At 36.0% G+C, this 19,273-nt stretch carries 16 protein-coding genes, 1 pseudogene and 1 riboswitch; of the genes and pseudogenes, 13 read left to right on the top strand and 4 right to left on the bottom strand.

All coding sequences use genetic code 11. The features are described 5' to 3' along the window. Positions 1 to 196: 196 nt before the first annotated feature. From ACQKMI_RS12035 to ACQKMI_RS12025, 3 genes are all read left to right on the top strand, one after another. A complete protein-coding gene (locus ACQKMI_RS12035; RefSeq protein WP_427489140.1) occupies positions 197 to 562 on the top strand; it encodes a hypothetical protein in 366 nt (121 codons plus the stop codon). Positions 563 to 723: 161 nt separating this feature from the next. Continuing rightward, positions 724 to 1,158, top strand: coding sequence for a MarR family winged helix-turn-helix transcriptional regulator (locus ACQKMI_RS12030; RefSeq protein WP_427489138.1), 435 nt, complete (start codon positions 724 to 726; stop codon positions 1,156 to 1,158). A 19-nt stretch (positions 1,159 to 1,177) separates the two neighbouring features. After that, positions 1,178 to 2,035 carry an MBL fold metallo-hydrolase gene (locus ACQKMI_RS12025; RefSeq protein WP_427489136.1) on the top strand — a complete coding sequence of 286 codons (858 nt, stop codon included), beginning with the start codon at positions 1,178 to 1,180 and terminating at the stop codon, positions 2,033 to 2,035. Positions 2,036 to 2,110: 75 nt separating this feature from the next. On the opposite strand, the gene ACQKMI_RS12020 is transcribed toward ACQKMI_RS12025, so the two are convergent. Continuing rightward, the gene (locus ACQKMI_RS12020) at positions 2,111 to 2,671 is read right to left on the bottom strand and encodes an AAA family ATPase (protein ID WP_427489133.1); all 561 of its coding nucleotides are present in this window, start codon (positions 2,669 to 2,671) and stop codon (positions 2,111 to 2,113) included. Positions 2,672 to 3,193: 522 nt separating this feature from the next. Between ACQKMI_RS12020 and ACQKMI_RS12015 the strand changes: the two genes are divergently transcribed. The 7 genes and pseudogenes from ACQKMI_RS12015 (at position 3,194) to ACQKMI_RS11985 (ending at position 10,691) form a co-directional block, all read left to right on the top strand. Then, entirely contained in the window at positions 3,194 to 4,888 is a 1,695-nt protein-coding gene (locus ACQKMI_RS12015) for a methyl-accepting chemotaxis protein (protein WP_427489131.1), read from the top strand. Between the two features lie 580 nt (positions 4,889 to 5,468). Further along, the gene (locus ACQKMI_RS12010; RefSeq protein WP_427489129.1) at positions 5,469 to 5,996 is read left to right on the top strand and encodes a hypothetical protein; all 528 of its coding nucleotides are present in this window, start codon (positions 5,469 to 5,471) and stop codon (positions 5,994 to 5,996) included. A gap of 291 nt (positions 5,997 to 6,287) precedes the next feature. Further along, a complete protein-coding gene (locus ACQKMI_RS12005; protein WP_427489127.1) occupies positions 6,288 to 6,737 on the top strand; it encodes an HTH domain-containing protein in 450 nt (149 codons plus the stop codon). 209 nt (positions 6,738 to 6,946) lie between these two features. Beyond that, positions 6,947 to 8,405, top strand: a pseudogene (locus tag ACQKMI_RS12000) (IS1182 family transposase). Between the two features lie 287 nt (positions 8,406 to 8,692). Further along, complete coding sequence (locus ACQKMI_RS11995; protein WP_427414122.1) at positions 8,693 to 8,956, top strand: YhdT family protein; 264 nt, start codon at positions 8,693 to 8,695, stop codon at positions 8,954 to 8,956. Further along, positions 8,956 to 10,401: a sodium/pantothenate symporter gene (gene panF / locus ACQKMI_RS11990; RefSeq protein WP_427489124.1), complete on the top strand. Its 1,446-nt coding sequence runs from the start codon at positions 8,956 to 8,958 to the stop codon at positions 10,399 to 10,401. Before ACQKMI_RS11995 ends, panF begins: the two co-directional genes overlap by 1 nt. Before the next feature lie 80 nt (positions 10,402 to 10,481). After that, positions 10,482 to 10,691, top strand: coding sequence for a hypothetical protein (locus tag ACQKMI_RS11985; protein ID WP_427489122.1), 210 nt, complete (start codon positions 10,482 to 10,484; stop codon positions 10,689 to 10,691). A 17-nt stretch (positions 10,692 to 10,708) separates the two neighbouring features. Here the strand turns inward: ACQKMI_RS11985 and ACQKMI_RS11980 are convergent, their stop codons facing one another. After that, positions 10,709 to 10,861: a hypothetical protein gene (locus tag ACQKMI_RS11980; protein WP_427489120.1), complete on the bottom strand. Its 153-nt coding sequence runs from the start codon at positions 10,859 to 10,861 to the stop codon at positions 10,709 to 10,711. Between the two features lie 199 nt (positions 10,862 to 11,060). Here ACQKMI_RS11980 and ACQKMI_RS11975 point away from each other — a divergent pair, with 199 nt between their 5' ends. Beyond that, positions 11,061 to 14,885, top strand: a complete 3,825-nt coding sequence (locus tag ACQKMI_RS11975) for a S8 family serine peptidase (RefSeq protein ID WP_427489118.1) — start codon at positions 11,061 to 11,063, stop codon at positions 14,883 to 14,885. Between the two features lie 447 nt (positions 14,886 to 15,332). On the opposite strand, the gene ACQKMI_RS11970 is transcribed toward ACQKMI_RS11975, so the two are convergent. Beyond that, entirely contained in the window at positions 15,333 to 16,106 is a 774-nt protein-coding gene (locus ACQKMI_RS11970) for a TSUP family transporter (protein WP_427489116.1), read from the bottom strand. Between the two features lie 126 nt (positions 16,107 to 16,232). Between ACQKMI_RS11970 and ACQKMI_RS11965 the strand changes: the two genes are divergently transcribed. Continuing rightward, the gene (locus ACQKMI_RS11965; protein ID WP_427489114.1) at positions 16,233 to 17,015 is read left to right on the top strand and encodes a TrmB family transcriptional regulator; all 783 of its coding nucleotides are present in this window, start codon (positions 16,233 to 16,235) and stop codon (positions 17,013 to 17,015) included. 85 nt (positions 17,016 to 17,100) lie between these two features. Here ACQKMI_RS11965 and ACQKMI_RS11960 read toward each other — a convergent pair whose 3' ends face one another. Then, positions 17,101 to 17,472, bottom strand: a complete 372-nt coding sequence (locus ACQKMI_RS11960; RefSeq protein WP_142510422.1) for a nucleotide excision repair endonuclease — start codon at positions 17,470 to 17,472, stop codon at positions 17,101 to 17,103. A 580-nt stretch (positions 17,473 to 18,052) separates the two neighbouring features. Further along, positions 18,053 to 18,164: riboswitch (SAM riboswitch) on the top strand. 149 nt (positions 18,165 to 18,313) lie between these two features. Between ACQKMI_RS11960 and metA the strand changes: the two genes are divergently transcribed. Continuing rightward, positions 18,314 to 19,249 carry a homoserine O-acetyltransferase MetA gene (gene metA / locus ACQKMI_RS11955; RefSeq protein WP_323645828.1) on the top strand — a complete coding sequence of 312 codons (936 nt, stop codon included), beginning with the start codon at positions 18,314 to 18,316 and terminating at the stop codon, positions 19,247 to 19,249. Positions 19,250 to 19,273 lie beyond the last annotated feature (24 nt).

Raw genomic sequence — 19,273 nt, 5'->3', positions numbered from 1 at the left:
TGTCTCCTTAATTCTTTATTCGAGGAAGGAATAATACCTGTTAATGAAGGGGATAAACGGATAGAAGAAGCTATTCAATTGGGCCAGATGTTGAGAAATCCTCAATGTATTTATGTTAAAATATTGCGAGTGAAATCAGGTTCTTAACGATATTCTCACTTATCATTATTCGAAACGAAGAAAGGGCAGTACTCCTATGGAAAACGTATCAAATGTAGAAAAATTGGAATCAATAAAATCTTTACAATCGACAATCAGCAAACTCGAAAATGCCTTGTCTCAGATGACCCAGAAAGGCGCAAATACTACCTTAGTAAAGAAACGACTCAAAGCTGTTTGCATTGGTTTAGCAATACTAGAAAGCGTATGGAATCAAAGCCCTCATCATTATACCGAGGAAGATTTAGCAGAAGCGCGCAATGTTCTCGCTGGTTTATTACCATCAATTGAGAACATATATATGAAGTCAAAAGTTGGTAGTCCCCAAAGAACGCTTTTAGAAAGAAGAATTAAGGCCTTGAAACTAGCTGTTCAAACGATTGATGAACTTTTAACTCACTAACAACCTTTACTATTTTTAATATAAATGAGCTGTTAGTGAGCAGTGGCTATGAAAAAATAAAGAAGGATTACCATCTTTAATAAGTAAATACAATAATTTACAAATAAAAAATAGTTAAGTAAACTTAACTTAACTGAAGGTGAATTGGAGATGATAAATCTGTGCACGAATATTTAACAATTGTAGACAAAATCAATCAAAAGTTTGAGCAGTTCAAGTTGTTAGTTTTACAAGAAACCAAACAGGTTGAGGAATTAGAGAACTTTCACTTAACTCCTCAACAAGAAATTATTATGTTTTATATTATTCGAAATGAGCCTGTAATCGCGAATGATATTGCAAATCATTTTGGTATTTCAAAAAGTGCAGTTAGCCAAGTCATTTCAAAGCTAGAAGAAATGAAAATGATCTATCGTCAAGAGAATTCAATAAACCGTAGAGAGACCTTTATTTATCTTGGGGATAGAGGTCAAGAATTTCATCAGCTTCTAAATAAAATTGACGCCATTCTTGTGGAAAAATATTATTCGAAAGTTAGCTTAACCGAGTTAAAAAATGTTCTTGATACATTAAATAAGATTGTCGGAACTAATTAAAACAAAGGGAGTTAAGATAATGGAGAAAAATTTGAAACAACTAACCAATCGTATACATTATTTACCGCATGATCCAGAAACAGATCGACCAATACTGTCTGCCATTTGTGGGGATGACGAAACATTAATTGTAGATGCAGGAAATTCTGATAAACATGCTAAGTTATTTCTTGGTGAACTAAATCAAAGTCAAATTGCTAATTATCATTCTGTAGTATTAACACATTGGCATTGGGATCATAGCTTTGGAACAAATCAGATGAATCTATTAACCATAGCACATGAAAACACAAAAATGCATCTTGAAAAAATAACGGAATATGATTGGTCAGATGAAGCTTTAGATAATCGCGTCGAAAAAGGACTAGAGAATCAGTTTTGCTCCGACATGATAAAAAAAGAATTTGGAGAAGACAGAAATATCACCATCACTTTACCAAATACTATTTTTAAAGATAAATATGAGATTGATTTAGGTGGTATTCGATGTGTTGTCAAACATGTAGGTGGAGATCATTCTGATGACTCATCACTCATTTTTGTAGAGGAAGAAAAGGTACTTTTCTTAGGAGATTGCTTGTATCCGAGTATATACACACAACAACCACAATATAAAGTTGATAATGTTAGACATCTCTTAGAAATCATTGAAATGTTCGATGCCGAGATCTATGTACTTTCACACGAACCTCCATTATCTAAAGAGGATTTTATGGGTTATATAATGCTATTGAAGTTAATTTGTGATTTAACAGAAAAACACAATAGAAACCACTCGAATTTGGTTAATGAGCTATCTTCTCTACTAAATCGTAAATTAATTCAGTTAGAAGAAGAAATAGTATATTGTTTTATTAACGGATTATCGGCTGATTAAAATAAAGTTACAAGTGTTATGTAGTTCCAATTATAGAATCGAAAAAACGCTTGGAGATCCAGGCGTTTTTCAATTCTATAAATGAAATGCTTCCTTAATGCTCAAAGCAACTTCTTCAGCACTCAAGTTTGTGTTGTTGATCTTGAGATAATTTGCATAATTTAATTCGCCCTCTAAGGAATTTAATCTGTATTTTTCCATCGAGCTTTTCAAATCTTTTTCGGACCATTCAACATCTCTTTTTGAAGGTTTATGCTCAAGTCGATTACCGCTTTTATTTCTTTCTAATCTTTCTACTACATCAGCTTCAAGCTCTACAAAATAAACAGTACCTCCTCTAGATTCAAAAAGCTTTGCAAGATCGTCGACATAATCCCAATCCTCCTGCATATCAAAAGCCCAGACATAAGTAAAAATTAAACCATACAAATTACTATTGGATACCTCTTCAAATATTTCCTGACGAAACAAATTGACCAATCTTTTTCCTTCTGTTGTACCATAACCAAAAAAATGACCCACCAAATCAATCGTCATATGGTTATGAAAAAGTTTCAAATCCGTTATTTTAGCTAATTCCTGTCCAACAGTCATTTTTCCTACTGCTTGAGGACCAAATATTAGAACAAGTTTCATAAACTTCCCCCTTTTAAAAGATATATTAGCATAAATTTAAAATTACACCATAAAAATGAAGGATTTTAGTTCACCAGCGAGAGATGGTGATGACATTATGTTAAAGCATATGTTATGCGGATAAGTTGATTGGAGTGGAGACTGGGCGACTCCTCGGGATTAGCAATAGAGGAACGAAGGCTAAGTGCAACACATTCTGTGATAACGCCTTCGTGACCAACATCGTGCTGTTGCTGTCGCTGCGCTTTCGCACAAAAAACATCTGTTGGCCCGAGAACCTGCAGCAAAGCGAAGCGGCTCATCGGACGCCCCAGGAAAGCGCCCGGTCGGAACGGAAATCAACCACACGTTGTGAATTCATTGTATTCTCCTTAGCCACTGCTCATTAACAACTCATTTATATTAAAATTGTTAATTTATTGATAATGTATTGAAACTATTTATAGAATCATGTTTAATAAAAATGGTTTACGTTTTATACATAATATTCCTAATTAATGTGAAAAAGGAGAGATGAATTATTTGCGCACTTTTAAAATTAGTACCAAATTTAATTTACTTTTAGTGGGAGTTATCTTATTTTTAAGCGTGATGATTGGATTTGTATCCCATATACAAGTGAAGCAAATTATGCTTAGCAATTTTGAGCAGAGTGTAACCCATATTTCAAAGGTCGGCTATAAGCTTCTTGAAGAACGATTTAAGGGAGAGTGGACTATAAAAGATGGGGAACTTTACAAAGGGGATACAAAAATAGTTGATCAGGAAGCCTTTGTAGATGAGGTGGGAGAAAGCATCGATGGTGGTGTAACCATTTTCCAAGGCTCAAAAGGGCTTATCACCAATCTAAAGCTAAATGGAGAACGTTTAGTTGGCAAAGATGCGGATCCAAAAGTCGTTGAAAATGTAATGAAAAAAGGGGAAACCTTTATTGGCGAGGCAGATGTAGTAGGAACGAAATATTTAACACTCTATGCACCCATTAAAGATGCAAATGGAGACATCATCGGGATGTGGTTTGTCGGTGAAACGATCGATGGGGTGAATGCTATTATTTTTGCATTTATCGGTAAGCTTCTCATTGTATTGTTCATCGGAGCTGTTGTTGCTATATTAGGTAGCTTCCTGTTTACAAGAGCATTTGTGAAGCCACTTCGTGAAATGAATGCTCAACTTCGAGATATTGCGGATGGAGAGGGAGATTTAACAAAACAGCTACAAATTAATTCTAAAGATGAAGCAGGCGAGCTTGCGCAATCGTTTAATAAAATGCTGACAAGCTTAAAGGTAGTTATGCAACAAATAGCACAATCCTCTAAACAAGTTGATGTATCGTCTGACGGCTTAACATCTAAATCGCAGCAAACTGCGGATATGACGAGACAGTTAACATCAACACTACAAGATTTAGCGGATGGTTCAAGAACAACATTACATAGCACAAGTGATAGCTTAACGGCCATGCAGGAAATGGCAATTGGCATCCAACAAGTTGCTGAAACCGCTTCAACGGTTTCAGATGCTGCTGATTTAATGAGTGATGAGGCTGCCCAAGGAAATGACTCTTTAAATCGCGTATTGAATCAAATGACAATTATTAATGAATCATCTGACCATGTAGAGGCGCAGGTCCGAATATTAGGTGATCAGTCACAGCAAATTGGCAATATCGTTGATGTGATTACAAGCATCGCCGATCAAACGAACTTGCTTGCCTTAAATGCAGCCATTGAAGCAGCTCGTGCGGGTGAGCAAGGAAAAGGCTTTGCTGTCGTTGCAGATGAGGTTCGTAAATTAGCAGAACAATCAAAGGAATCTGCTGATCAAATAGCCTCACTTATTCATTCTATTCAAAATGATACGGCCAATGTTATTACGGCCATTTCTAGTAACTCGAAGGAAGCTGCAGCGGGTATGGATGTTGTTGATGATACAAAACTGGCCTTCCACAAGATTATGCAATCGATTAAGGGAGTTAGTACACAGTTGCATGACATCTCAGCTGTAACGGAGCAGATGTCCGCAAGTGTTGAAGAAGTTACTGCCTCAACAGAAGCAATGGCACGCATTGCAAGCAACGCAACTGAAAGTACGGAACATGTTACGATAACAGCAGAGGAGCAATTAGCTTTCATAGATAATATGGCTTCTTCAGCAAAAGAAATGGCACAACAGGCAGACGAGCTTCAAAGCTTATTAAAGAAATTCCAATATTAAAGATGGTGAAAAAACGCTGAGCCTAGCAATTTGAAGTACAAACAAGTACACAAATGGGAATCGTTTTTCTCAATAAAATTTTATTAAAAGGATAGAAGAGCTTAAATAAATTGGCTCTATCTATCCTTTTTTTACCATAAATAATCCTATTTACTTCAACAACTAATTGTTCGTTCATCTTTCTAACGCTGTGGTAATTAAAAAAGAAGTTTATATAGGATAGACTTTTTTCAAAGTGTTTATCTTATCGGGTACAGTTTATTAATAGTGCGGCTTTATTTTAAACAGTACAACTCTGTATTATATCGAAAGTAGTATATTATTTTCAGACTTTTATCAATTTTTGCTCAATTTATGACAAAAATTGATTTTTAAATATTTATAGCTAATGATATGCTTATTTAATACCCGGGTAAAAGCAAGACCAAAGCTAATTAAATTGCATACTTGATTACGATAACACTGTAACAAGTATCCATAATGGTATTATCGCTACACTTTAACATTACTTCAATATCCTTAATATTATATTTTTAAATAATTCATGTAATTAATACACATTTTATGGGAGGGTAAGAAATTGAAGCATTTATTTCCATTAGTTTTAACGATATTACTATTTATTGGATTGATGCCAATAAATAGTGCGCGAGCTGAAGAATATTCAGAAACTGAGGAATACTCGGAAGATTTTCTAACAACAATTAGTGTTCCGATTTATGAAGATAATAATGTTTTAGAGTTTGAAGAGGATACAGAGAATTCTGAGGATGTAAAAAACGAAACTTTTGCAATCGAAACTTTTTCTGCAGCGAAAGAAGTTGCTAAAGTGAATTTCGGTGTTGATAAAAATAATTTAATAAGTTACCAAGTGGTTATGAATAAAGGTTATACGTTTAAATCTTTTTCTGGATCATTAGTTACAACAGACTTAACAAGTGGTTTATCACAAGGCAGAAAACAACTTTCTGGAAAGAGTGGATCGGTTCAAATTGCTCAACTTAATGGTCATACATTCCGTTCCACATTAACTGGTACTGTTACTACTACAACGGGTTATGGTTCTAATCTCGCTGGGGCTAGTATAATGTGGATTTATAAAAAATAATTATTAAATTATTATTGAAGTTACTAAAAAAGAATGCGTCATGATGAAAAGAGGTATAAAGCATTCTATTTATTTTCAATACAAACCATATTTTTTTTGAACGATCCGAGCAAATTTGACTTCTACTAGTCTGATCATTACCTATGAAAAATTGTAATATCAATTGTCCTAGTTTTTTGTATTCTTTGAAAGAAGAAAAATTTAAAATATCATTTTAGGACCCTTTGCATTTATTTTAAGGGAATCATATACTATATTGTGATTAACAAATAAACGATGAGGTGTGATTTAATGGAGGATTATGAGAATGAAATGGAATTATTTGCTGTATCTAATCACTCAAAACAATATGACTACCTTAAAGATCAAACTCTAGAATTAGTAAAAAAATTCAATTTAAATAATAAACAACTAGCCAAATTATTAAATTTATCTGTAAGCGAGATAGGAAACTTAATGAATGATTCAGATATCATCACGAATGAAAAGTCTGAAGAAATTGATAATAAATTAACAATGTTGAATTTTGGATTTGAAAATTTCGATGTAAAGGAAAGAGTAAAATTAATATTGAATGATTTGCTAACTGATTACATGTTAACAACAGAAAAATTATCTAAAATCATTTATGTAGAAGAAAAAGATCTTATAGATTTTAGAAAAAAAACACTACTTGATAGAGAGATAGAATTAAAAATATGTGTAAATATTATCTTTCTTCATTTTATTTTACACAAATAATTATAGAAATTAAAAGTGCACCTATTGTAGTGACCCCTTAAAGTAGAGTTTTTATTATGCAGCTAATTGGCTGGCATGAGTTCGGTATTTTTCGAGGGCACTGAAAAACTTCAATTGGTTCCACTTAGCGAGGTATTCGACGATTCAATCGTCGAATACCTCGCCTTTTTAATTTATAATTGAGAGACTAAATGCAGGTGGTGTTCTCAATGATTTCAAACCAAGAGACTTTCAACTTAAGTCCATATATGGCCATTTACGATATTGTCGTGCCAAAAGATAATATGCTTCGTCAAATTAACGAACTAGTGGATTTCTCATTCATTTTAGAAGAATTGAAAACAAAATATTGTTTAGACAATGGAAGAAATGCGATTCCTCCGATTCGAATGTTTAAGTACTTATTGTTAAAAGCCATTTTTAATGTATCTGATGTAGACCTTGTCGAACGTTCAAAATATGACATGTCTTTCAAGTGTTTTTTAGGTATGGCGCCAGAAGATGACGTGATTGATTCAAGCTCACTCACAAAATTCCGCAGACTTCGTCTTCAAGACGTAAGTTTATTAGATATGCTCATTGGAAAAACAGTTGAAATCGCACTCGAAAAGAACATTATCAAAAGTAACGATCATTGTGGACGCAACACATACCAAAGCACGTTATAACCAAAAATCACCGAAAGAATTTTTACAAGAAAAATCAAAACATACCCGCAAAGCAGTGTATCAATTTGATAAATCCATGAAAGAAAAATTTCCAAAGAAGAATACTTCTAACGAAGTAAAAGATGAATTAGCTTACTGTGAAAGATTGATTGCCATTATTGAAAATAAACCACAAATCGCTCATCTACCAGCTGTAAAGGAAAAATTGAACGTGTTAAAAGAAGCTGTAGAAGATACGCAAGAACATCTAAATTATTCAACAGACACCGATGCACGAGTAGGACATAAAACAGCAGACAGTTCTTTCTTTGGTTATAAAACACATTTAGCAATTAATGATGAACGTATTATTACAGCAGCAGTCGTTACAACAGGTGAAAAACCAGATGGACATTATCTACAAGAACTGATTGAAAAAAGTAAAGTAACAGGAATGGAAGTTGAAACAGTCATCGCTGACACGGCTTATTCAGGGAAAAACAATTTACTTTATACAAAAGAACAAAGCATTCAACTGATTTCTAGGTTAAATCCAATGATTACTCAAAATGGGCGAGCAAACGGAAAAGGATTTAACTTTAATAAAGATGCAGGTTTATTTGTATGTCCAACAGGACATTTAGCAAATAGAAAAAGTAAAAAACCAGATTCACATCCAGGAGCAAGTGCAAGAATGGTTTATTTTTTTGATATTGAAAAATGTAAGGTCTGTCCACTCCGAGAAGGATGTTTTAAAGAAGGTGCAAAAACTAAAACCTATTCTGTTGCCATTAAATCAGAGGAACATTTAGACTAACAAGCTTTTCAAGAAACAGAAGAATTTAAACGCTTAGCTCGAGAACGTTATAAAATCGAAGCGAAAAATAGTGAGTTAAAAAATAAACACGGGTACAATCAAGCATCGGCTGCGGGTTCATTTGGCATGCAAATTCAGGGAGCAACGACGAAATTCGCTGTCAATCTAAAAAGAATCTTGAAGCTTCTGAATGGAAAAGGGTAATAAATAGGTAAAAAATTAGGGCGTTTCCTGTTCAAAATTGAACAAGAAGCGCCCTATCTTTCTATAAAACGAATTTATTTATAAAAAACGCAAGTTTTTCAGTACCCTCGTATTTTTCTGGACTCATGCCTTTTCATTTTGTTTTCATTTTTGTAGCGGCGATGCTAAACAATCTAAATAATGTCTCGAGAAGTGAGTCTTATTTTAAACAAACATTTATTTTTCTCACAAAGGTTCCCATAATACGAACATATCAGTAAAATAGAGAAGGTTAGGGGGACTGTATTTTGAAAGATCAACGCTTTAAAATTGCGCATCGAGAGGCGCTAATTGGTATCGGGCTTGTTATCGTTAACTTTGCGATTTGGTTCGGATTTGCTTACGGACTAGGATCTGGTGATCCAACAAGCTATACGTATGTATTCGGTTTCCCTGCATGGTTTTTCTATAGCTGTATTGCAGGGACAGGCTTTATGATTATTTTAATCTGGTTCGTCATGAAACTCTTTTTCAAAGAGGTACCATTTGACGATGAGGAGGTGGATCAATAATGCATTGGCAAGTTATTGTTCCGCTGCTATTATTTTTAATCATCATCTTTGGCATTGGTATCTGGTCAAATAAACATATACGCTCATCCAATTCATTTTTACAGGAGTACTTCCTTGGTGGTCGTGAAATGGGCGGCTTCATCCTTGCGATGACAATGATTGCTACGTACGGTAGTGCAAGTAGCTTTATTGGTGGTCCAGGTGTTGCTTATACGAAAGGGCTGGGTTGGGTATTACTAGCGATGGCTCAGCTTCCTGCAGGTTATTTTGTTTTAATGATTCTCGGGAAGAAATTTGCTATTATAGCAAGGCGTTATCAAGCCATCACGTTAATAGATTTTTTACGAGAGCGCTATAAAAGTCATGCCATAGTTATCTTATCAGCCATTAGTATTATTATCTTTTTATTTTCTGCCATGATGGCACAATGGGTAGGTGGTGCTCGATTAATTGAATCATTAACTGGCTTAAACTACACAACGGCACTCTTTATTTTTGCGATTTCCGTTTTAGTTTATGTGATCATTGGGGGCTTCCGCGCTGTTGCATTGACAGATACGGTGCAAGGCTCAATTATGGTTATCGGAACAATCATTTTATTAATTGGGACAATCATCGCTGGCGGAGGAATCGATAATATTATGGCCTCACTTGTCGCTGAGAATCCGAATCTTGTGTCTCCATTTGGAGCAGAAGGTGAATTAACGCCATTATACGTTTCTACATTTTGGATTTTGATCGGTGTTGGAGTGGTCGGGCTTCCACAAATCGCAGTTCGTGCGATGAGCTATAAAGATTCCAGAAGCATGCATTTAGCCATTATCATTGGCACTATTGCCATTGGGACAATCATGTTTGGGATGCATCTAATTGGTGTTTTAGCAAGACCAGTGATGCCAGGTATTGAGATTGGTGATAAAGTTATGCCACTGCTAACATTAAAGGTTTTACCGCCATTTTTAGCTGGCGTTGTCTTAGCAGCTCCAATGGCAGCAACGATGTCTACAGTTAATGCGCTACTAATGCTTGTTAGCTCAACAGTAGTGAAAGATATTTACTTAAATTATATAAAGCCAACAGCTAATGACACGGAAATTAAGCGTGCAAGCTTTATTGTTACTGCAGTGATTGGTTTAGTCGTTATCGTTTTTGCACTAAATCCACCAGATTTATTAGTTTGGCTTAATTTATTTGCCTTTGGCGGACTTGAGGCAGTCTTTATTTGGACCGTAGTATTAGGACTATATTGGAAAAAGGCCAACAAATATGGTGCAATCGCGTCAATGATTTCTGGTATGAGCTTGTATATTATCATTGATCGTTTTTATCCTTCCGTCTTTGGCATGCATACTGTGACAATCCCAATTGTCGCATCCTTTTTCATTTTTGTTATTGTTAGCTTATTAACAAGTCATAAATTTAAAGAAGAAAAGTTGTTTATCTAGCTAATAAAACGCCGTAGAGATAGAATATCTACGGCGTTTTATATTGTAGACAATAAGAGACGGATAGAACCTGCGAAATGATGGATAGAACGTTCAAAATCGTGGATAGAGTCTCTGAAATGATGGATAGAACATTCAAAATCGTGGATAGAGTCTCTGAAATGATGGATAGAACATCCAAAATCGTGGATAGAATCTTTGAAATGATGGATAGAACGTTCAAAATCGTGGATAGAACCTCTGAGGTGATAGATGATTCACCACAACCTATTAGCTGGTGGTTTTTTTAAAATAATCGCCAGTTATTTTAATTTCCCAGATCACTTACTAAACCGATTCTCTTCCAATCACTCATCTTACTCTCTCCTAATTTTCTATAAGCAACTACACCACCTACTGTTCTTTCAACTGCCGCATTGATAGGATTAATAGAAAAAATTAATGAATTACTGTAAGTCATTTCTCATTTGAAAGTTCTACTTTTTTTATTAAATTACTAGGAAGATAGATTTAAAATATATTTGATAAACTGATACTAATTATCAATATTTTAGAATGTTTAAATATTTCGATATTCGAATTAGTTCCCTTGTGATAAATTTGAAATATCACACTAAACTGAAAAGTGTGACAATTAAAGGTGGAGGGGGAAATGAGATTTGAAAAAGTTTAAGTTTACGAAGTTCTTTAGTAGTATTCTAGCTTTCGTTATGGTGCTTTCTCTATTGGTTCCATTGTCGGTTGCTAATGCTGAGGAATCGAAACCATTCAAGCAGGATAGTCAAAGTGAAAGTATAATTCAACAAAAGGCGGCTATCGCCGAACAGCTAAGCTTGTCTAAAGATGGTCCAACTCTTCACGAAAGCTTACAAAATGTATCAGGCAATCAAGATGTTGCAGTCATCGTTCATTTATCTGAAAAGCCTGTAGCACTAGAGCAAGGAATGAGCGAAGTCAAAGGCAAAAAATTCTCAAATGCCCGAGCAAATGAAGTTCGTTCAAATGTAAAAGCACAACAAGCAGAAGTTAAAAAAGAGTTAGCTGCTAAAAAAGTTCAGATGACTCAAGGATACACATTTGATACTGTTTTAAACGGTTTTGCGGCAACTGTGAAAGCAAATGATCTCCCAAAACTGCTTACAGTAGAAGGAATTACATTAATCGAACCTGATGCAATTGTTTACGCATCAGAAGATAATACGATGAAATCATCGGAACTTATGAAGGAAGATCAATTAGAAGCTCAAATGAATACAAGTAATTCTTTCCTTGGCATCGAACAGCTTTGGAAGGAAGGACTTGAAGGACAAGGAATAAAAGTAGCGGTATTAGATACTGGTATTGATGCAGATCACCCTGAGTTTGCCGGAAATTACAAAGGTGGAAAAAACTTCATTCCAAATTCATCAACATACACGAAGCCTCGGACAGATGACGATGCATCGGAAACATTGCCTTCGGAGCGTCCAGCCGGGACACCTGAATTTAATGAAAAGGGAAGCGCGTTCTATACTTCTCACGGTACACATGTTGCTGGAACAATTGCAGCAATCGGAGCTAACGAATTCGGTATTAAAGGAATTGCTCCAAAAGTAGACCTTTATGCTTACCGTGTTCTTGGGGCGTACGGAAGTGGAGCTACATCTGGTATTATTAAAGCAATTGAAACTGCTGTAAAAGAAAAAATGGACGTTATCAACCTTTCACTTGGTGGGGGAGCTAACTCTGAAACGGATGCTGGTTCATTTGCTATTAATAATGCAATGATGGCTGGAACAATCGGGGTTATTGCAACAGGGAACGAAGGTCCAAATCGCGGAACAATGGGCACGCCTGCAACCGCTCGTTTAGGAATTGCTGTTGGTAACACAACAAATCCTGAAACAATGTATAACGGGGAAGTGAATGTTACAGTTGGCAACTACAACTTAACAAAACAGCTTCCGTTAATGGGAACGACTTTTGGGAAAGATTTAGCAACACAGCTTCAAGGAGAATTTGACCTAGTTGCTGTTCCTGGAAACGGGGAAGTAAAAGACTTTGCAGGAATTGATGTAAAAGGTAAAGTGGCATTGATTTCTCGTGGCAGTATCGCATTCGTTGATAAAATTGCGAATGCAAAGGCAAAAGGAGCAGTCGCAACAATTATTCATAACTTTGCTGGTGGAACGAATGCACCGAACATTTCAGGCACATTCCTTGGTGATTCATTTGAGTTTCTGCCAACATTTGATATGTCACAAACGGATGGCGCTGCAATTCGCGCAGCATTAGCAGGTGGAACCGGAAAAGTAAGCTTTAGTAAATTTGCTTCCACAAAGACACTGGGAGATGATGTAAACGATTCAAGTTCACGTGGACCATCTACACCAAACTTTGATATTAAACCAGATGTAAGTGCACCTGGAACAAACATTATGTCAACGATTCCAATGTATAAAAAAGATTTCCCTGATGCAGATTACGGGGAAGCATATGGTCGTAAAACAGGAACTTCTATGGCAACACCGCATATTGCAGGTATTGCTGCATTAGTTAAACAAGCAAATCCTGATTGGAACGCGTTCGATGTAAAAGTGGCGCTTTCTAATACAGCAAAGGTTATAGATACAACAAAATACGATGTGTTTTCTCAGGGTGCAGGGCGTGTAGATGCTTATGCAGCAGCTCATCCGGAAATTCTTGCCTATGCACTTGATAGCGCAATTTTAGATGGAACTGGTGTAGTTACAGAAAACTTGAAAGGTACGGTTACTTTCGGTCCACAATCACTTAAAGACCGAGATATTTCTGTAACGAAACAAGTTTTAGTAAAAGATATTAAAGGGAACGGCGGCAATTATAACGTATCAATTGATGTAACAAAAACATTTGGTGATGCAACTGTTACAGTAGATCAGCCGACATTTAATCTAGATGGTGAGCAAGTTTTAAATATTACATTAACTGCTTCACAAGCTACGGCACCAAACGGCTCTGAAATACTAGGGTATATTAACATCAGCGGCGGAGATACAGAAATTTCATTGCCATTCGCAGCTGACTTTGGCGGCGCGGCAGCAACTCAAATCAAAGATTTTAAGATGACAGAAACAGACCTATCTTTTAACGGAGATGGAGTGAAAGACTCAGCTGTACTCTCATTCACATTAACTGGAGATGTAACAACTAACTATATCGAGCTTTGGGATATTATGAATCCTGAAGGTGGAGAATACGGAGACGGTTACATTGGTTATCTTCATGCAGGTACTGCGCTAGGGAAAGGCTCTTATACGCTGAATGTTGGAGGGCAGTACAAACCATGGGGAACAAAACCTGCCACAACGATTCCAGATGGTTTGTATACAATTGACTTCACAGGTCTTGCAGCATCAGGAGTAGTTTCCGATTATGTTGGACCAATTGTCGTGAAAAAGACTAAACCAGAAATTGCTGGTTCAGTAGCTGAAGGTGTCGTTACAGGACAGGTAACAGATAAGTATATCGACTACAATGAAGAGTTATCTTTATACGGTTTAAATTACAATTTAAATGATAAATTAAAAGCTTCCTATGTTTCGACGGTAAGTGGCCAGGTACAAGCGCCAGTTGCTTTTGAATTAAGTCAAGACGGTAGCTTTACATTCCCAGTAACAGCAGAAACTAATGCAGTATCAGTAATAATTAAAGACGCTGCCGGGAATGTTGGTGAAGCGAAGATATTTGAAAAAGAAGTAGTAGAACCAGTAGTAGCACTTTCTGTAAATCCAACTGAACTAGACCTAACAGCTGGAGAAACTGCACAACTTACGGTAACAGAAACATCAACACCTGCAGAAGGTGATGCAACAAAGAAAGACGTAACTTCAAAAGCTACTTATCTTGTTGGAGATGAAAATGTTGCAACAGTAGTAAATGGATTAGTAACTGCAGTGAGTGAGGGCACGACTACAATTACTATTTCATACGGTGGTAATGAAGTTACTGTAGATGTTACAGTTAAAGCACCTGGTGTTGAAGTACCAATAGTAACACTAGAAATTGACCAAGCTCAGGTTGAAACGAGAATAGGTAAAGAAGTTCCAGTTAAGATTACTGAAGTAACTACGTTTGATGGTAAAACAACAGAAAAAGATGTTACAAAGCTTGCAACCTACGAAGTAGCGAATGATAAAATAGCTACTGTAAAAGCAGGGGCTGTAAAAGGAAAAGGTCAAGGTAATACGACGATTACGGTAACGTATGGTGACCACACACTAACATTTGATGTGTTGGTTGTAAAGCCAGGAAATGATAATGGAAACGGCAACGGCAACGGCAACGGCAACGGTAATGGAAACGGTAATGGAAACGGCAACGGCAACGGCAACGGTAATGGAAACGGTAATGGAAACGGCAACGGCAACGGCAACGGTAATGGAAATGGCAATGGAAATGGCAACGGCAATGGAAATGGTAATGGTAATAAAAATAATAATGAAGTTACCGAGGATGAGTTATAATTAATTTCAGTTCAAGCAAAAAGAGAAATTGCACAGCGCAATTTCTCTTTTTGGTATTTAATATAAAGCAATCCCTTTAAAAAGATTATCTCCTGCTAAACTAACTGTGACATATTCTTTCTGATTTTTTTGCCATATTTTGAAAAGCCATGCCCGAACATCTTTTTTGCCGTTAAATTGAAAAACGTATAACTTTTATTACTTAGAAGTTTAAGAAATAGGCTTTTGCTCCTTTTAAATTACTGCAACATAAGATTGATTTAATTGTTGTAGTAAATAGGGTCATCGGTAGTAAAAAAGAGGATAGATAGAGCGAATTTATTTAAGCTCTTCTATCCTTTTAATTTCTATACAAATAATGTGTGCCATTAAATAAGAATTCACTATTTAAAATAGTTTCAGCTTATAACTTGACTTTAAAAAAAGTAGCATATCTACGGCGTTTTTTCACTGAACTATTATGTAATCATAAGCATTTTTAGTGAGCAATGTAATCGTTACGATAATAAACAATACGCGAACAAAGCCGCTACCTTTTTTAATTGCTAACCGTGAACCTACAAGTGCACCGGCAATCTGAGCTATACCCATTAGTAAACCATAGACATAATAAATTTGACCTAAGTAGGCGAACATTAAAAGACCTGCAAAATTACTTGCTAAATTTAAAAATTTGGCATTTCCTGCTGCCTTTAAGAAATCGAAGCCAACTAATAAAAAGCTAAAAATTAAAAATGAGCCAGTTCCTGGACCAAGAAATCCATCATAAAAACCAATGCTAAATAACAACAGCATGAATAAAACTAAGTGCGTAAACTTTAAATTTTTGACCGCAGCTACTGAACCCCAGTCTTTTTTAAAGATTGTATAGACTGCAACACTAGCAAGCATTATTAGCATAATTGGTTTTAATAATTCAGGGTTTATTAAATGTACTGTCCATGCACCACAAAGTGATCCTATGAAGGCTAGGGGAAAGTATTTGATAACCGAACGTATTTCTAGCTGACCGGAACGATAAAAGGCAATAGTTGATGTCAACGATCCCATTGTACCAGCAAGCTTATTGGTTGCTACAGCAGCTGCAGGATTTAACCCAGCAAACATGAGGGCAGGTAATGCAATTAAGCCACCACCACCAACGACCGCATCCACAAAGGCGGCTAAAAATCCAAAAGATATTAATAATATGACTACATTTAAATCTACATCAAATAGCATGCTTACACCTCTTTAGATAGTTACTACTGAAATAGTAACTAAATTTTACGTAGCTGTAAAGACAAATTTTTTTCGTTGGCTAATCCTCATAGCCTTCAACTATAATAGAGGAAATGGAGGGATTCGATGGAATTATTAATCGCCCAATTAAAAGAACTGGGATTCACAGAATATGAGGCAAAGGCCTATACGGCACTCGTACAAAATAGTTATGTTAGTGCCTATCAAGTAAGTAAAAACTCCGGTATCCCACGTGCAAGAATATATGACATACTAAATGTACTTGTTGAAAAAGGGTTAGTACTGAAAGAAGAAACCGCAGATCAAACGACATACTCTTCCATTCCTGTCGCTGTGTTTTTACAACAAATTCAGCAACGCTGGCAATCGAATTTCACGTCGATTAGTGATCAATTAGAAAAATTAGAGGTAAAAGAGCAGGAAACGGAGCATAAGGTTGTCACGTTAAAAGGAAAAGAGGCAATCATCAATTATTGTCAGTCGTTATTAAAAAAAGCGGAGAAAAAAGTTCTTTTATCAATGTGGGAAGATATGTATGAAGAATTGCGAGAAGATTTACATGAGGTCGCTCAGCGCATTCCGGTTCATGGCATTACATTGTATGTGGATGAAAATATTGCATCCGTTGACCAGCATCGCATTACTCAATATACGAGGAAAGCTTCTACGCCCCATTGGTTTATTCTATCTGTAGATGGTCAAGAGATGATTTATGGTCACTCACCGTCCAATCAAGAAACGGCTTTTATTACAAATGACCCTGTGCACATCTATTTATTAGAGGATTATATATGGCATGACGTGCTTGTCAATCGACTGTTAAAGCGCGATAATTCGGATCTTGGGGAATGGATTACTAAAGAACGTAAAGCCTTTTTTGTAGAGTGAAAACATAAAAAAGAATCTACAAGCCATCATGTACATTACAGATGGCGAGCAGATTCTTATTTTTTGTTAAATAGTAATTTTTATCTTAATAAAATACTTTATCAACATTGTATTTAGCGCGGAATGAATTGATTGCGTATGTTTCGTAAATTTCACGTTCCATAGGATCTTCCACTTCATACACTTCAATTTTGAAAATTTCATCACGATGATTTTTCATCGGTGAAACATTGTCCTCAAAATGCTTTTTAATACGTTGACGAATTTTACGTGCTTTACCGACAAATAATAGCTCGTTCTCTTCATTGTAGAATAAGAAAATGCCGCCATTTTCACGTGTGATTTTATGGAAATCAATAAAACCATGGTACGGCGTGATTGGTACATCACCTGGCTTTAAATCTTGTTCGCGTTGGCGAATTACTAAATCTGGTTTTGGAAAATCAATTTTAATCAAACTATTCACGTTCCTCTCTGTTACTAAAGGTATATGTTAACATAAGTACAGCATGTTTACCATCAAATTTAACTTTTTTCAGCAGTAGTCTCTCACCTCTATAGATGATGAGATGAATGCGGTTTTAAGTCACTTTCCAGCGGGTGTCCAAACATCAGCTGAAATAGAGGAACTCAGTCTAAGAACGCCACGTCCTGTGGCAACGACTGAGTGACCAACATCACGTTGGCCCAAAGCCTCCGGCGGATGTCACGGAATCGGAAAGGAGTTCTTAGGATGTTAGCCTAAAATCATCGCATCCATGCGATAACGGCTAACTGACCTGCATCGGTAAAAACGCCACGTCCTGTGGCATTACCGAAATGACCGACATCGTGTCGGCCCTCGTGCAGGCCTAAGCACAAAGCCGATTCCGGACGCAATTATGCCGAGGCATAATTGATTTGATTGATGTAAACTTAGTTTGCTTCAATATTAGTGTTAAACAAATTACATCATGACATGCATGGTTAATAACAAAATATTCTATGTATTATTGATATTCTTAATTGTTCATGTTACAATTCTTTTTAATTAAATAATCTTATCAAGAGAAGTAGAGGGATTTGGCCCGATGACGCTTCAGCAACCTCTAACAAAAGTTAGAAAGGTGCTAATTCCAGCAAAGGATAATGTCCTTTGAGAGATAAGAGTGAACGTGGTAAATCCTTCTCATTCTATCTCAAATGGAATGAGGGGGATTTTTTAATTTTATCGAAAAAGAAGACTTAATGAGCTTTGCGCAGGGCCTGTGAATGGAGACTAAGGCCAAATTGATTTTAACTAGAGAGGGGAAAGCAAGATGCCAATTAATATTCCAAAAAACTTACCAGCTGGAGAACATTTACGTGAGGAAAAAATCTTCGTTATGGAAGAGGACAGAGCGAAAACGCAACAAATTCGTCCATTAAATATATTAATTTTCAACTTAATGCCGGAAAAAGAAAAAACAGAGCTGCAATTACTACGTTTATTAGGTAATACCCCGTTACAAGTGAATATTACATTTTTAAATACTGCTACTCATGAATCGAAAAATGTTAGTAAATCACATTTACAATTATTTTATACGACTTTCAATCAAATTCGCCATCGTCGCTATGATGGCATGATTATTACGGGTGCACCAGTAGAAAAAATGGCGTTTGAAGAAGTGAACTACTGGCAGGAAATTTCAGAAATTATGGATTGGTCCAAAACAAACGTAACATCGGTCCTTCATATATGTTGGGGAGCACAGGCAGCATTATACCATCATTACGGTATTGGTAAAATTGGGCTTTCTGCTAAATGCTCAGGTGTATATTCTCATGTCATTACGGATTTAACAGTGGATTTAGTAAGGGGCTTTAGTGATTTGTTTACGGCACCACATTCACGTTATACATCTGTATCTATTGACGAAGTACGCAACCATCCTGATTTACGATTACTATCTTATTCAGAAGATGCTGGTGTTTTCATTGTGCAATCTAAGGACAACAAAAATATTATGATTACCGGTCACCTTGAATATGATGCGACAACTTTAGCGGATGAATATAGTCGTGATGTTGCGAAAGGAATAGATATTGAGGTACCCGTGAATTACTTCCCAAATGATGATCCAGGAAATGAACCGATTAATACGTGGCGTGCCCATACACATTTATTATTCTCGAATTGGCTGAACTACTATGTTTACCAAGAAACACCATATGAATGGGATTTTGTTGATCAGATTGAATATCATATTTAATGCTATAAATGGTGACCTTGATCA

Origin of the sequence: Lysinibacillus sp. NPDC097214, assembly GCF_050277945.1 — a bacterium.
GTDB classification, from domain to species: domain Bacteria; phylum Bacillota; class Bacilli; order Bacillales_A; family Planococcaceae; genus Lysinibacillus; species Lysinibacillus xylanilyticus_B.
This window is presented reverse-complemented; position numbering and strand designations above follow the sequence as displayed.